This is a genomic window from Paenibacillus sp. Y660, from assembly GCF_057221575.1.
The window spans coordinates 40,464-54,714 of the sequence record NZ_JBXBBJ010000021.1 but is presented as its reverse complement, the minus strand read 5'-3'; the positions used below and the strand labels follow the sequence as shown (position 1 = coordinate 54,714).

Here is a 14,251-nt window from a genome sequence, read left to right as displayed (position 1 = left end):
CCAGAGTCATCCGCTTTAGCAGTTAGCTCTACCCTTGCAGCTTCCGGCCCAGCAAACGAAAAGCTTCTATAACAAATTTTTTTGGAGCCACGCCGTGCCGATCGCCAATGTTGACCTCAAAATAGGAGCCACCATCACCTTTATCACGTACTGACTGCGTCAAGCCGATGCCTGTTTCAATAGCGATTGCGATAAGAATCGGTTCAAGCCGCTCCTTCGTTACCGTCGTGTGCACATGAAACATATTGGATACAGGCACTTCCGGGACTGTCTTCATCGCATGGCACCCGTTATATAATGCAGCAAGCTCCTGCGCTTCCCTGTAATACTTCTCCATATGCGGCAGCCGACGCTCCATATAGTAATCTGCGGCAATAATATAAGGATACAGGCTGATTAAATCACCGCCATGCCGTCTCTTCCAAATCTTCGATTGTTCCGTAAAATTTCGCTCTCCGGCCAAGATCGCTCCAGCAATACCGCCAATTCCTTTATAGAACGAAATATAGACGCTGTCGAAGAGCGAGCAGACCTCTAGCGCCGACTTGCGATAATAGGGAAGAATCTCAAACAGCCTTGCCCCATCAAGATGAAGCTTAATGCCTCTCTCCCGGCAAAACGCCGACATCGCTTCAAGCTCTGCGTATTCCGGCAATTGCCCGCCAATTTCCCTCTGCGGCAGCTCCAGCAGCAAGCAGGCAATGTCTTCCTTCAAGCCAAGCAGATCCTTCAGAAGGACAGGCCTCTCTTCATCCGCCAGCAATATCGGTTCAAGATGATGCAGCTCTTTCATGCCGTCTTTCTCATGGATTTCCAGATGGCTTAACGGATGATAGCCCACCTTCTTAATCCCTTTCTCATTTCACCAAATCCGGAGCGCAATTTGCTGCGCCATTGTACCGCTGGGGAAGAACACGGCCGATTCTTTGCCTAGCAGGCGTGCCATTTGCACTTCAAAATCCTCGATAAGCTCCCCCTTGCCGTACATATCGCTATCCTGCTCATCCTCCCAATGTGCCAGCGCTTCTTTCAGCACTTGTACGTTCCGTCTCCCATGACCGATTAAGGGATAGCTGGCTTGATTATAAGCTTCAATAAGTGTCATTGTTTGTTCCATCTCGTATGTCCCTCTCTTTATCCGTCGTTTATTCCTTCGGCAGCATCGTCCGGTTCATCACCGGTGAAGATAGAATAACCGAGGTGTTGACATTGCCGAACGGCATGAGCCGCTCTACGAGCTCGCTCAGCGCATCCATCCCCGTTACCGCCGCCTTCAAAATATAGCTGACCGTTCCCGTTACCCGGTGGCATTCAATAATTTCATCGTCATTCATGATGCGCTTCTCGAATTCCATCGGAAATACCTTCAATTCGCTCATTTGAATGATCAGCTGTATGTTTCTCCCGACTGCGACCGGCGATACCCGAGCGCCAAATCCAGTAATGACCCCTCTCTCCTGCAGACGCAGCAAACGCTCCGAAATACTGGGACGGCTTAAAGCCAGTCGTTTGGACAGCTCGCTAACCGTCATTCGCCCATCCTCCTGCAGCAATTGGAGAAGCGTTCGATCCAATAGATCCATCCTCGCAGGCCTCCCTTCATTTTGCAGAAAAAACATAGCAATTTCATTCAATGTTACCTAATTTCACATCAATTTCATTCCGTTTATTATATATACGATTCGCGCCGTTTTGTATCCTTATATTAACAAACTTAAGCAGGCGGTGCATGCGATATGATACGGAAGTCAGACAACAAAGTGAAGGAAAACATCCGCAAATGGCTCCATTTTGCAATAGGCTGCTTCGTTACTGCCGGCGGATTGATCATCCTAAAGCATTCCCATATCGTTACCGGAGGAACAGCGGGTCTCTCTTTAAGCTTATCGCCCTTGCTGCATGTCCAATTCCCTTATTTATTTGCCCTGCTCAACCTACCTTTTTTTATTTTCTCTTACTTTTACATGGGCAAATCCTTTACCTTCAAAACCATTTTAGCTATCGCGCTTCTCTCTTTATTAAGCGCCATGGACAACATATTGCCTTCCTTTACGATTCCGTCACTGGTTGGGGCTATCGTCGGAGGAGCCTTTATCGGCGCCGGCCTCACCGCCTTGTTCCGTAACGGCGCTTCGCTCGGCGGCGCAACGATACTTGCCATTTACTTGCACAAAAAACATGGAATCAATCCCGTCAAAACCAACTTCGTTTTCGACCTTCTGGTTGTCCTCACCAGCATGTCCGCATTACCGCTTACGAGCGGATTGTTCTCAACTCTATCGATAGCCGTAACATCAGGCATCTTGTCCCTCTATAAGAGGAGGAAAAATAGCGCTGAGCAAGACAAAGCGAAAGCCCTGCCAAACGTCACGTCATCACTCTGATTGAACATTGATTTTTATGGCAAAAAAAGAGCAAGGGAGGCGTGTCCTCCTTTGCTTTGTCTATTTAAGCGATGAGCGGTCCTCATTCGTCGTTTACACTTGGCACGCTTGATACTGAAAACCGTTACGGAAATTAAAAACAAATCGTCTTTCTGCAGCTTGATCTTTTTTTCTTTTTCTTTTTCTTTTTTTTGCCGAGCCCAACTTCAACAGCAATGATAGATGAAATACTAATATAGTTGACTGAGCCCCTGACATTGATTACAACAGATTCGTCAACAATACCTAAATACACGCCAGAACGTACTTTTCCGCCAAAAAAAATGCGAATATTCGTAGAACCTACGCCAAGCTTGAGCAGCATGCTAAGAACACGGATGTTTTTGTCGCAGCTTTGTTCCTTAGAGCCATTACTGCCCTGACTGCGGCTTTCTGTTTTTTTACTTCCATGACTCTGATTCTTAGGTTTCCCATGGCTCCTCTTTCCAGAGCTTTTGCAACCTCCTCTGTTAGTCATTCCTACCATCTCCCTTTTATTAAGAATTGCTATTATTGTATGGAGAATGATAGATTTCGGTGTGTATATCTTTACTAGATTGCTAGATTAAATATAAGGCTGCATAGCCCTCCAAGTTAGCTTATCCCAGTTGCAGTGGCTTTGGTCACTTGCCATTTCCCATCCGCGTATTCAACAACGACTCTTGTACCGACCCCGCCCTTGGCCGATTTATAAACAAAACCCCTAACGACGACTTTATTGTCTGTGACTTCTGTACTCTTCACTCTAAACAGCACACCTTTAATAGAACTCGCCTCACCCACTCGTCCTTCTTGCTCCAATTGCTCTAAAGTGGTATCTAATACGTCAACGCCATACTTGTTAAAATCGTTCAAAATGTCCTCTTTATCTTCAGCGGAGATACCCTCTAAGTTGTTTAACTCCAAGGCAAGATATTTCATGTGATGCGTAAGTCCGTCACCAAGCGGCATAAACGCATCCAAAGCGAGTCTGTAGACTTCCTTCATGTCTTGCTTCACATTTTGCCTCGAAACATGCTGCAAATCAGGCTCCTCCAGCTTTAACTTTTCCGTGCTGCTCGCTTGGGTGGTTTTATAGCTTAATTGATCCGCATTTTTGCTTTCACTGTCTTTTTCAGCTGCACATGCGGCAAGCAGCACGATGCTCAGAACGACAAGCAGCATCTTGATTTTCATACGATGCCTCCTTCTGAAATTCCATTATTACACTTGGAGACGGCAGAAAGAGCTTTAATGTTGCGCTGGCTTATCTAATTATGGGGTAGGTCTTAAATACACGTTTTTCGGCACATAAAAAAAGGGCTGCCGCCGAAGGTCTAAGACCTTCCGTTACAGCCCTGTAAATTATGCGGCAATCAGAAGAGTTCAAGCTCAATAACCGTATCCATCTCATCAGGCAGCTCGGCGCCCTTCAACGTAATGAATGCTCCGCCTTCTATATCGGAATATTCCTCCGCCATCCATGGCACCTCGATTTTAAGCTCCGTACCGTCTCGCAGCAATCTTGCCCTCTTTATTTTCCCCTTCAAGCCTTGGAAATAGATAGGCCCGATCCCTCTGTCATAGACATGAGCGTACAGCTTGTTGTTCTTTTGCGTGTAACGGCCCCACTCCGGCTTCGGCAGCAGCGAATGACCGCAGCCGTAAATGCTGTCTCCATTCAAGCGCATCCATTCGCCAACCTCGCTTAATACGACAAGCGACTCGCGCGTCATTTCACCTTTCGCATCGGGCCCTACATTAAGCAGCAGGTTGCCATTTTTACTGATGCATTCCACCATTGTTCGGATCACTTGCTTAGTCGACTTATAATTTTTGTCTTCCGAGCAGTAGCCCCAGTTGTCGTTAAGCGTAATGCATGCTTCCCAAGGAATAGACTCCCCGTTAACGTCAACGATGCCGCCAGGCGGTATGATTTGCTCCGGCGAGAAGAAGTCGCCCGCATATTCCTCCGGCTCTGCCGCACGGATGTTGCCGCCCAACCGATTGTCGATAATAATATCCGGTTGGATCGAGCGAATCATCCGAACGAGCTCCGTTGCCTTCCATTTCTCGCCGGTCATATTGTCGTACGAGAAGTCGAACCACATGATGTCTATTTTGCCGTAATGGGTAAGCAGCTCCTTCACTTGACCGTGCATATACGTGAGGTATCGATCAAAGTCAATCGGCTTGTCCTTCACCGCTTCGTTGCTGCGGTCAGGATGCGCCTTATCCCCGTAACCGGGATAATCGTCATGATCCCAATCGATGATGGAGTAGTACAAACCGACGGCGATTCCTTCTGCCCGGAACGCATCCACATATTCGCGAACGAGGTCGCGTCCAGTTGGCGTGTTCGTCGCCTTGAAGTCCGTTAGCTTGCTGTCGAACAAGCAGAAGCCGTCATGATGCTTGGTCGTCAACACAGCGTACTTCTGTCCAGCAGCCTTGGCTGCTTTAGCCCATGCCTTCGGATCATAACGGGAAGCGTCAAACTCATCGAAATAGGTCATATAACGCTCTTTGCTCATCCTCTCGTTGCCGCGAACCCATTCACCTCTGGCCGGAATCGAATAAAGTCCCCAATGAATAAACAAACCGAATCTGTCCTGCAAAAACCATTCCGTTCTTTCTTCTCTCGTTCCCATTCCTGAATCCCTCCGTTTATAAAATGGATGATAAATTCATGATCCTGCTTCGATTGTATGAAATAATGCCGCGGCGCCGATGAGACCAACATCGTCTTTTAGGCCGGCTGGCATGAGGCTGTACGTCCCTCTGTACGGCGCCATCACAAGCTCTTCAGTCTTCTGGCGCAGCGCTGGGAACAGTAAATCCCCTGCTTTGCTTATGCCCCCCCCCGATCACGATGCGATCGGGATTGAACGTATGAACCGCGTTAGCCAACCCCTGTGCCATAAAATGAATCGTCCGGTCAATGACTTCGACAGCTACCGGATCGTTTAATTTCATGGCTTGAAATACATGCTGAGACGTAACATTGTCTCCGCTTGCGCTTGCCAGCTCGGATATGAGCGATGCTCTGTTCTCCATGAACTTTAACGCCGTATCGCGAATTGCTGTACCTGAAGCTAACACTTCCCAGCAGCCGTATCTTCCGCAGCTGCATATAGGGCCGCTCGGATCGATCATATTGTGGCCCAGCTCACCCGCGAAGGAATGTGTACCTAGCAGCAGCTTGCCGTCCATGACGATTCCCGCTCCAATGCCTGTGCTGAAGGTGACGTAAACCATATTTTCGGCACCTTTGCCTGCGCCTCTAACATATTCGCCCCAAGCTGCAGCATTAGCGTCATTAACGACCTGCACCGGAGTGCCAAGCTCCGCTTCCATCCATCGCTTCAACGGGACGTTGTTCCATTCCGGAAGGTTAGTGCCGTTAATAACGATACCTTCCCGGCTGTTCACCGCTCCCGGAGAGGCTAATCCGACGCCGATTAATGGCCGTCCTTCGGCGACCGAGCGAATCATTCCGATCATCCGCTGGACGACCTCTTCGGCTGTTCGAGCGCCGGCAGTCTCCATTTGCTCTCTATTCAATAGCGTGCCGCTTGAGTCGAACAGCGCAGCTGCCATTTTAGTTCCTCCCAAGTCGATTCCGACTACGTAGCTTTCAACCTTATGCATTGCCAATCACCTTTTCACTTTCTAGTATCAATCGACGCAGCGCAGGCTCTCAGCCAATGCCCGCAAGATTGCCGGATCAATTGGAGACAGCGAGTCATTGCCGCAGCGGACTGCCGAGCCAAAATGCACCTCCGTCACTCCGGTCTGTTCGATAAACGCCTTAATGCCTTGCGGCTTCAAGCCGCTTCCAGCCAATATTTTCACGGAGCCGCCTTGCGACTCCTGGACCAGTCCGCGCATAGCCGGAATAGCTTCCATCGCTGGACCAGGTCCGGCAGAGGTAAGCACTCGTTTAATTTGCGGGTAATTACTCAGCGTCCGCAAACCAGCAATTTGGTCCTCCAGCTCGTCAAACGCGCGGTGAAATGTCACTTGCAAGCCATTTGTTAACGGCAGCAAGGCTTCCAGAGCTCGCTCGTCGATGCGTCCTTCCGAGGTCAATGCTCCTACAACGATGCCTGCCGCACCACTCTCTGCAATTGCCCTCGTCTCCGCTGCCATTGTCAAAATATCATTATCGGAATATACGAATGAGCGGCTATGCGGACGAACCATGACAAAGACAGGAATGCTCACCTCTTTGGCAACCTGCTGGATTAATCCGATTCCCGGTGTTAAGCCGCCTTCCGTAATGGCAGTAATCAGCTCCAGACGATCAGCGCCGTTTGCCTCTGCCGTTAATGCATCCTCTATACAAGTAGCGATGACTTCCAAAATCATAACAAAGCCCCCTCTCCATCCATTTTTTTATCGTTGTTCCTGCTTCATTGCATAGTCAGCAAGGAGCCGTGCCCCATATCCGGTCGCGCCTGCTTCTGAATAGCTCATATCCTGCTTGTATTGAACCGTACCCGCCATATCGATATGAATCCATTTCATCGATTCCGCTACGAATCGGCGAATAAAGAGCGCTGCTGTAATGGCACCTGAAAACGGAGAGGTGCTGACATTGCGCAGGTCGGCATAATGGCTCTTAAGATCCGCTTCGTATTCATCCATAAGCGGCATCGGCCATAGCCTCTCCCCATTGCGCTCGCCAATCTCGACGAGACTTTGCGTCATGTCCCTATCGCCCCAAATGCCGGCGATGCCAAGACCTAGCGCAGCCCCAACATTCCCAGTCAATGTTGCGATATCAATGGCCTCCGCTGCGCCGATATTCGCAGCATGAATTAATGCATCTGCGAGAATGAGCCTGCCTTCGCCATCCGTATTAGCGACCTGAACGGTCAACCCGTTCGGGAAGCGAATGACCGACGACGGCAAAATCGCCTCCGCATCCGGCACATTGTCAACAACCGGAATAAGTGCCGTCACATTCACTTTAGCCCGCTTCCGAAGCAAAATGTCCATCGCGCCAATGACAGCAGCCGCGCCGCCCATATCCATGCGGGCATCGCTAATATCGCTGGCCGTCTTCACGTTCATGCCGCCCATATCGAACGTAACACCCTTGCCAACCAAGGCCAGCATTGGCAGCTCCGGATTTCTCTCATAGCGGATTTCAACGAGCGCCGGCGCATGTTTGCTTCCTGCGCCTACCGCTAACAGTCCGTTCATCTGAAGATCGACAAGCTCCTGTCCTTGGTACACATGAACCTTAACAGGGCTATCTTCGCGGTCGAAGTACTCCGCCATCCATTGTGTGAAGGTATCAGGATTCAGCGTAACCGGCGATTCATTCACACGATCCCGTGCAAGCATCGCACCATCGGCACGAATTCGTCCATTCTCAAGTACAGCGGCGAGTTCTTCAACTCGCAGCTCCGGCCAATCCTTCGATTGCAGAAACAAATCAACCGAATCGTTTATCTTCGTCGCTTCCCTGTAAGCTTGGAAACGGTATAAGCCGAGCAGCCAGCCTTCTGTCCACTCTTGCAGCCAATCCGCAGCAGCCAGCTGGCTATCTCCAATAACTGCGCCCGCTTCGGCCCCGCCCGCCATGCGGACAAGCGAAGCGCTGCTTCTACCTTCACGCTGCACCATACGAGCAGCTGACCCGCCTGCCCGGCGGACCTTCTCAAGCGTCAAATCGCGGCGCTTGCCCATTCCTACCGCAAGCACGCCCTGCTCTTCTTCGGTTCGGCTGTACAACCATGTCAAGCTGCCGCTCCTTTTATGAGCTTCCCCAAGCTTAAGGGGAAACGCCTCCTCTTCATAAGCCAGATAGACGAGAATATCCGCCGAGCCGGCGGAATCGATTACCATATTCATCGCTGTCCCTTCTTTGCCTTTAAAGTATCTAGATAAGTTCAATTAACGCTCTAACTTCAACATCTCTTCATCGAATAGGCTTCTACGCTCTGAATCCTCTAAGAACTCAATAGCTTTTGTTCCCGGTTCTTCCGTTCCACCTGGCAGCGTATTATCCACGATCAGAACATCGTCGATGATTACATCAGCGGTTGATGCAGCTGTCTCTATATACATCGTAAGCGAGGATGTCCCCACCGGCCTCTCTAAAAACAATAGATGATTATCTATCGTTAGGATTACGTCGCAAGTGTCACATCTCATTGAAATTGCGAAGAGTATCATTGTGGTCTAAAATGTTCCTTAGCTAGTCATAAGGGCGGTGAGCTTGCTTGTTTGATATAAATAAGATAAAAAATAACGATTACACCTCACTCGAAGGCATGTGTTTTAAGCTTCGGGAAATGGAGCATATCCAGAACCACACGAATGAATGGGAGCTGCGCCTTCAATTTATCGAGTCCCACATGATTCTTGTTGCTGCAAGCGGTCAAGGCTGGCTGACCATCGATGGGCAATTCACCGAACTCCGACAAGGCAGCGTGTACGTTTGTTTGCCCGGCCAACTCGTAGAAGCAGCCGCTCATTCCTTTGATGAACGCGGGTTTTATCATATGCGGTTCGATGTTATGGAGGCTGACGGATCATCTGTGCATGCGATGCAGATCATCAAGCGGAATAGCCCGTTTCCGGTAAAAGGGGAAGTTATCGTTATATCTCCGGTTTCCATTCATGCCATGTGCGAAACCATTTACTATTGCTTGCAGAATGAGGATCGCCTAAAACGATTTCGCGGCCAAATTCAGTTTCAAGAGATTCTGCATACCATTCTACATGATGCACTTCATGTACAAGGGGACGATTCAGAAACGGTACTGGAAAATGTGCGGGGCTATATCGAGCAGCATTATCAGCAAGAGCTGACGATCGATCATTTGGCGAAGGTGGCAGGGATTAGCACTCGTCATTTTATGAGGTTGTTTAAAAAGAGGTATGGCTGCGGCGCGATCGACTATTTGGCGACCTTCCGAATTAAGCAGGCGCAGCAGCTTATGCGAATAGGCGGGCAAAATCGTCTCAGGGATATCGCAAGGCATGTAGGCTACCACGACGATATCTATTTTCGACGCAAATTCAAACAGATATCGGGTATGCCTCCAGCGGCATTTATGAAGAACAGCAAGCAAAAAATAGTGGCTTACCATGCCTCCAACATTGGACAACTGATTGCGCTGCAAGTTAATCCTTACGCTGCACCTGCCGATCACCCCTGGACCGATTATTACAAACGAAAGTATCACATGAACACACTGCTGCCTCTAAGCACGAATGCGTTAATAAAGAGAGAAGAGATTCGGCTTGCTAACCCGGATTTCATTATTGGGGTTGATATTCTTGTGCCTGCGGAGGAACAGGCCATGCTCAAGGAAATCGCACCTGCATACTTTGTGCCATGGATGGAGAACGATTGGCGTATGCATTTGCGCCTAGTTGCACAGTTTCTGGACAAGACTGCAACTGCAGAAGCTTGGCTTGAAAATTATGATCGAAAGGCCCTCTTTGTAAGAGAACAGGTGAAACAAGCCTTCAAGGATGACAGTCTTCTCATTCTGAGAATCACTAGAGACCGGTTCCATGTTTTGAGCAACAGAAGCTTGGACACGGTGTTTTATGATGATCTACAGGTTGTTCCCGCGCGTGGCGTCGATCGATTGAAGCCGGATCAGCAGGTGACACCAGATCAGCTAGCGGATTTTGATGCGGATCGTTTATTGCTCATCGTGGATGAGGATGCCCTATCACAAGCGAGCTGGCGAACACTCATGAACGCTGAGCAATGGCTCGGACTGAAAGCCGTTAGAAACAGCCGGGTGGACTTCATCCCTTCCTATCCTTGGGTCGAATATACGGCTTTCATCCATGAGCTTATGCTTGATGAAGCACTGAAAATTTGGCGGGATCGTGCATAAAAATTTGTCGTTATCGTCACTATTCCAAAGCCTTTAATTCATCTATACTCCTGATATGTGATAATGATAATCAATTTTAATAGAAGATTGTCATTTGTAAAATTAGATTTTCAGGAGGGTCATCAGAGAATGAAGCAGCAAGGACGTTTGATTGCAGGATTTGTTATCGTATTATTAGTCATGTTAAGTACTGCCTGTGGAGCTGATAAAACGGAGACGAATAAGGCGGGCACTACCGTTGAGAATGCCAGCAACACAAACACAGAAGCAACCGATAAACAGCGTGTGATTACAACTTTAAAAGGTGACATCAGTATCCCCGCTGATCCCCAAAGGGTCATTGGACTTTCCGTCGTCTACCCGGAGTTTTTGTATGCGCTTGGCGTTACGCCGATTGCCGTACAAAACTATCATCAGGATTTCCCGTCCTATCTCAAGGAGCCTTTTAAAGATACCGTAAAGATGGGAATTGCCCAAACGCCTAATTTTGAAGCTATTCTGGCCGCTGCGCCTGATTTAATTATTGCCCCTACGTGGTGGTCTGATAAGGATTATGATCAGCTTTCAAAAATCGCACCAACCGTGCTTTTGCCGCAGCGGGACAATTGGCGTGATGAGCTGCGGGATATTGGCGATGTTCTTGGCAAGGTAGATCTGGCTGAGACGATTGTTCAAGATTTGCAAACCAAAGAGGGCGAAGCCAAGACGAAGCTCGATTCCCTTGTTCACGACGAGACGGTCATGTATATGATGATTATGGCGAAGGAAATCGTTATTTACGGAGAAAATATCGATCGGGGCAAATTCATTCATAAGACGCTAGGTTTAACGCCGGTTAAAGAATTCCCGCAGAGCGAGCTCAGCCTTTCGATTTCACTCGAAAAAATACCGGAATATAACCCTGACCATATTATTTTGCAGCTGGATGATGAGTCCAGTGAAGAAGTGAAGAGCAGATACGACGAAATGATCAATAGCTCTTTGTGGAAAAACATGACGGCCGTCAAGAAAAATCAGATTTACATGATGGGAGGCAAGGAATGGTTTAGTCTGGGCATGTCTCCTCTGGCAGACATTCATGCGATTGACGACGTCGTTCATGCTTTTGAAAATAAACAAAAATAATGGGAGGGTTTGCAGTGGGCACGGTTGATTTTCAGCAATTGGAGGAGAAATTTTTCATTACTTTGCATGAGCTCGAAAACACTGTGCTTACCATCCCTGCTTCCGATCTATTAATAGAAGAAAATATGAGACGCTTAATCGATACTTACGGACCGCTTATCAAGGCACGAGAACGGTCTACGACCGCTGCTTTTTTTATCAGCTGGTATGCGGGAGTATGCGGTGCGATGCATCATATGCTTTTTCGCGGCGATGGGCTGCTATTGGATTTATCATTATCTAATTTATCCGTGCAGCTATATGCAAGTGAACACTATCCCCTCTTCTCCTTTAAAATCAACGAGGCGCGGTTTTGCAGCATTCCAATAAAGGACCGTGATGATTGGTGCAAGAAATCACTCGACTCCTTTTATAGGGAGCACATAACGCCCTTCATTCAAATGCTGTCTAAGCTTGCCCAAATAAACGCTATACATCTGTGGGGACAGATCGTTAATGCGTTATTCGCTCAAATGGAAGAGAATTTAGCCGAAGCGCAGGATGAAGAAAGCAGAACCAGGATCATTAATCATGTTAAATTGCTTACGCATGGCGTTCATGCAAGCGCATTTGGACTCCGCAAAAACCCGTTTGATATTAAACTGAACTTCACTCAGCACCCCAACAACCCTGCTCACAAAATGTTAGTAAAAACAGCTTGTTGCCTCGCTTATTGCTTGGATAGCGCATTTGGCTACTGTTACGAATGCCCGCGACTGAAAGAAAAGGATCGAGCAGCAATGAGAACTGGATTTTAAGAGAGGTTGGCTCCATCGAAGCATTAGTCAAACAATGCTCGCGAGACGGAGAAAACCATACAATAGCAGAAAGCCTTCGTCTGATCAGACGAAGGCTTTTTGCTGCCTCAACAAGAGTATCCCTGTATTTTGCCAACCCAAGGATCACGCTTTATTACAAACCGCTGTCTGACCCTACTCAGACGAAAAAAAGAGAACCACATACAATATTATTTATAACCAATCCAAGAAACTATGAAACTACCATTGCTTAAAGTAGATGGATAGCCATAACATATAAAGCACCAAGGGAATGCCTAACCGCAGCAAGCGATCAGAAGGGGCCGCATTCACAGAGTGTGCGGTTCCGCTTATCTGCGACTCATCACCCTCGCCACAATAAGCCGGATAGTCCCCGGCTCCTCGAGCTTGGGCTGGCCAACGATCACCAAGCCTTCCTTCAAGGACTCCGCTCCGGAAAACTCCAATTGTTCAGGATCGAAGGTCACAGTCAGATTTTGTGCGTATATAGACTCGGTTACACCTCTAATCTCATACGTCAAATCAATGGATTCACTGTTGCCAACGGAATTGCTTTCCCTTAAGGCCTCAGCTTGAACGCCTTCCTCTGCTTGAATGCTTGGCAGCCTCGTATATGGACCCATTAAAATAGCTATCAGCATGTCATCGCCAAAACTATTTTTTTACCTGTTTTCAATCACATGAACTATACTCCCTTCCAAGATCTATTCGCTCGCTTGCTTGTAATCGAGCAAGCTGAGGATCATAGTTGCAGCCACTGCCCGAGTCGCATGATGATGAGGGTCAAACAGATTATTGCCTTTCCCTTTTATTAAGCCAGCTCTGGCTGCTGCCGTTACTGCCGATTGTACCCACTTCGGTATTTGATCAGCATCAGCAAATGTAGATATTTCTCCTCCATTCAGAGGCTTGCCTAACGCCCGCATAATCATCGCCGTCATTTCAGCGCGGCTGATCAGGTTTTTTGAGCGAAACGTATTGTCTTCATAGCCTTTTACAATACCTGCCCCGACTGCTTCCGATACATAGGACTTCGCCCATTCAGGAATTTGATCCCAATCGGCTAATGTTGGCAGCGCCCCCGCGCCCGATGGCAAGTTGATCGCTCTAGCAATCATCGCTGTAAATTCTGCACGGGTTACATTCCCCTGCGGTCTAAAGGTTCCATCTGGATAACCATCAATCCAACCAAGAGCGTATGCCCGCTCAATCGCTTGTTTGGCCCAATGGCTCGCAGCAACATCCTTGAAATGGACCACTTTGTCACGCGGAGCAATTGCCAGCATAATCTCATCGTCTGTCTTTACCGTGGAAGCAGCCACTTTGCTGTCAACGATTTTCACCTGTGTCAGTGTAACTCCCGCATTGCCTTCAGCGATACTCTTGACGAGAATGCCGCCAAGTTGACCGTTCCATTCTCCCCGGTTTTTTGGCCAACCTTCGTATGCGCGAAGATGATTTCTCCGTCCTTCTTGAATACGGCAACAGTAAAGCCCTCCCAAAGGGCGGAAGCACTCTCAAACCGCAGCTTCTTGGCATCGTAGGCTAAACGGATTTCATAGCAGTCGTTGTAATCACCAGAAATGCCTGGGATAACGACATTTACTGCCGCCAAGAAGGCTTGCAGTGCGGCATTCAGTTGAACCGTTGCTTGCTCCACTTGCTTCTGGGTCGCAGCCGAATTTTCTACTGTTTGCTGAGCACTATGAATGGCTGCAAGCAAAGTTGCTTTCGAGCCTACCGGATATTGCCCTGCATTTGTCCCTTCCACAGCAGCATCATGCTTGTTTTGAGCATCACTAATTAAGGCACTAAGCGCATCTTTATTTATCGTACCAATGGTTATGTTGTGCGTGGAGCCGCCTAAACCCGTTTCATTTCCGTCACCGTTAGCAATGATTACTTTCGTTAATGAAACGGCAGCCGTGCTTGAAACGGCCGATGTCGCTTTCCAGCTCAGCTTCATCAAATCGCCATTGGTACTATCCGTCCCTACATGAACGTCAATGATCCGGAGTTGACCCGGCAATTC

16 protein-coding genes and 1 pseudogene are annotated in these 14,251 nt (G+C 48.3%); 4 read left to right on the top strand and 13 right to left on the bottom strand.

Going from position 1 to position 14,251, the window contains the following annotated elements; translation table 11 throughout:
• Positions 1-28 precede the first annotated feature (28 nt).
• Both AC2TDN_RS20200 and AC2TDN_RS20195 read right to left on the bottom strand, forming a co-directional pair.
• Positions 29-1,117: pseudogene (locus tag AC2TDN_RS20200) on the bottom strand (threonine aldolase family protein).
• A 28-nt stretch (positions 1,118-1,145) separates the two neighbouring features.
• Positions 1,146-1,583, bottom strand: coding sequence for an Lrp/AsnC family transcriptional regulator (locus tag AC2TDN_RS20195; RefSeq protein WP_482067815.1), 438 nt, complete (start codon positions 1,581-1,583; stop codon positions 1,146-1,148).
• 153 nt (positions 1,584-1,736) lie between these two features.
• Here AC2TDN_RS20195 and AC2TDN_RS20190 point away from each other — a divergent pair, with 153 nt between their 5' ends.
• Positions 1,737-2,384 (top strand): YitT family protein, encoded by a 648-nt coding sequence (locus AC2TDN_RS20190; RefSeq protein WP_484689997.1) that lies wholly within the window; start codon positions 1,737-1,739, stop codon positions 2,382-2,384.
• A 133-nt stretch (positions 2,385-2,517) separates the two neighbouring features.
• Here AC2TDN_RS20190 and AC2TDN_RS20185 read toward each other — a convergent pair whose 3' ends face one another.
• From AC2TDN_RS20185 to AC2TDN_RS20150, 8 genes are all read right to left on the bottom strand, one after another.
• Entirely contained in the window at positions 2,518-2,901 is a 384-nt protein-coding gene (locus AC2TDN_RS20185; RefSeq protein ID WP_484689996.1) for a hypothetical protein, read from the bottom strand.
• 116 nt (positions 2,902-3,017) lie between these two features.
• Entirely contained in the window at positions 3,018-3,599 is a 582-nt protein-coding gene (locus AC2TDN_RS20180; RefSeq protein ID WP_484689995.1) for a hypothetical protein, read from the bottom strand.
• Between the two features lie 179 nt (positions 3,600-3,778).
• Positions 3,779-5,053, bottom strand: coding sequence for an alpha-L-fucosidase (locus tag AC2TDN_RS20175; RefSeq protein ID WP_484689994.1), 1,275 nt, complete (start codon positions 5,051-5,053; stop codon positions 3,779-3,781).
• 36 nt (positions 5,054-5,089) lie between these two features.
• Positions 5,090-5,224 (bottom strand): hypothetical protein, encoded by a 135-nt coding sequence (locus AC2TDN_RS20170; protein WP_484690012.1) that lies wholly within the window; start codon positions 5,222-5,224, stop codon positions 5,090-5,092.
• A complete protein-coding gene (locus AC2TDN_RS20165; RefSeq protein WP_484689993.1) occupies positions 5,208-6,053 on the bottom strand; it encodes an ROK family protein in 846 nt (281 codons plus the stop codon). Before AC2TDN_RS20165 ends, AC2TDN_RS20170 begins: the two co-directional genes overlap by 17 nt.
• A gap of 27 nt (positions 6,054-6,080) precedes the next feature.
• The gene (locus tag AC2TDN_RS20160; protein WP_484689992.1) at positions 6,081-6,773 is read right to left on the bottom strand and encodes a copper homeostasis protein CutC; all 693 of its coding nucleotides are present in this window, start codon (positions 6,771-6,773) and stop codon (positions 6,081-6,083) included.
• A 27-nt stretch (positions 6,774-6,800) separates the two neighbouring features.
• The gene (locus AC2TDN_RS20155; protein ID WP_484689991.1) at positions 6,801-8,267 is read right to left on the bottom strand and encodes a M17 family metallopeptidase; all 1,467 of its coding nucleotides are present in this window, start codon (positions 8,265-8,267) and stop codon (positions 6,801-6,803) included.
• Positions 8,268-8,309: 42 nt separating this feature from the next.
• Positions 8,310-8,504, bottom strand: coding sequence for a hypothetical protein (locus tag AC2TDN_RS20150; RefSeq protein ID WP_484689990.1), 195 nt, complete (start codon positions 8,502-8,504; stop codon positions 8,310-8,312).
• Positions 8,505-8,638: 134 nt separating this feature from the next.
• Between AC2TDN_RS20150 and AC2TDN_RS20145 the strand changes: the two genes are divergently transcribed.
• From AC2TDN_RS20145 to AC2TDN_RS20135, 3 genes are all read left to right on the top strand, one after another.
• Positions 8,639-10,276, top strand: a complete 1,638-nt coding sequence (locus AC2TDN_RS20145) for a helix-turn-helix domain-containing protein (RefSeq protein ID WP_484689989.1) — start codon at positions 8,639-8,641, stop codon at positions 10,274-10,276.
• A gap of 129 nt (positions 10,277-10,405) precedes the next feature.
• The gene (locus AC2TDN_RS20140) at positions 10,406-11,401 is read left to right on the top strand and encodes an ABC transporter substrate-binding protein (protein WP_484689988.1); all 996 of its coding nucleotides are present in this window, start codon (positions 10,406-10,408) and stop codon (positions 11,399-11,401) included.
• Positions 11,402-11,415: 14 nt separating this feature from the next.
• Positions 11,416-12,198, top strand: a complete 783-nt coding sequence (locus AC2TDN_RS20135) for a hypothetical protein (RefSeq protein ID WP_484689987.1) — start codon at positions 11,416-11,418, stop codon at positions 12,196-12,198.
• Positions 12,199-12,548: 350 nt separating this feature from the next.
• Here the strand turns inward: AC2TDN_RS20135 and AC2TDN_RS20130 are convergent, their stop codons facing one another.
• From AC2TDN_RS20130 to AC2TDN_RS20120, 3 genes are all read right to left on the bottom strand, one after another.
• Complete coding sequence (locus AC2TDN_RS20130) at positions 12,549-12,860, bottom strand: cohesin domain-containing protein (protein WP_484689986.1); 312 nt, start codon at positions 12,858-12,860, stop codon at positions 12,549-12,551.
• Positions 12,861-12,923: 63 nt separating this feature from the next.
• The gene (locus AC2TDN_RS20125) at positions 12,924-13,562 is read right to left on the bottom strand and encodes an S-layer homology domain-containing protein (protein ID WP_484689985.1); all 639 of its coding nucleotides are present in this window, start codon (positions 13,560-13,562) and stop codon (positions 12,924-12,926) included.
• Between the two features lie 5 nt (positions 13,563-13,567).
• Positions 13,568-14,248 (bottom strand): hypothetical protein, encoded by a 681-nt coding sequence (locus AC2TDN_RS20120; protein WP_484689984.1) that lies wholly within the window; start codon positions 14,246-14,248, stop codon positions 13,568-13,570.
• Positions 14,249-14,251 lie beyond the last annotated feature (3 nt).

Bases quoted from the DNA above. Each gene is read 5' to 3' on its own strand.
- AC2TDN_RS20185 (WP_484689996.1), bottom strand. From the start codon at position 2,901: ATGACTAACAGAGGAGGTTGCAAAAGCTCTGGAAAGAGGAGCCATGGG.
- AC2TDN_RS20175 (WP_484689994.1), bottom strand. From the start codon at position 5,053: ATGGGAACGAGAGAAGAAAGAACGGAATGGTTTTTGCAGGACAGATTC.
- AC2TDN_RS20180 (WP_484689995.1), bottom strand. From the start codon at position 3,599: ATGAAAATCAAGATGCTGCTTGTCGTTCTGAGCATCGTGCTGCTTGCC.
- AC2TDN_RS20130 (WP_484689986.1), bottom strand. From the start codon at position 12,860: ATGCTGATAGCTATTTTAATGGGTCCATATACGAGGCTGCCAAGCATT.
- AC2TDN_RS20190 (WP_484689997.1), top strand. From the start codon at position 1,737: ATGATACGGAAGTCAGACAACAAAGTGAAGGAAAACATCCGCAAATGG.
- AC2TDN_RS20140 (WP_484689988.1), top strand. From the start codon at position 10,406: ATGAAGCAGCAAGGACGTTTGATTGCAGGATTTGTTATCGTATTATTA.
- AC2TDN_RS20155 (WP_484689991.1), bottom strand. From the start codon at position 8,267: ATGAATATGGTAATCGATTCCGCCGGCTCGGCGGATATTCTCGTCTAT.
- AC2TDN_RS20165 (WP_484689993.1), bottom strand. From the start codon at position 6,053: ATGCATAAGGTTGAAAGCTACGTAGTCGGAATCGACTTGGGAGGAACT.
- AC2TDN_RS20195 (WP_482067815.1), bottom strand. From the start codon at position 1,583: ATGGATCTATTGGATCGAACGCTTCTCCAATTGCTGCAGGAGGATGGG.
- AC2TDN_RS20160 (WP_484689992.1), bottom strand. From the start codon at position 6,773: ATGATTTTGGAAGTCATCGCTACTTGTATAGAGGATGCATTAACGGCA.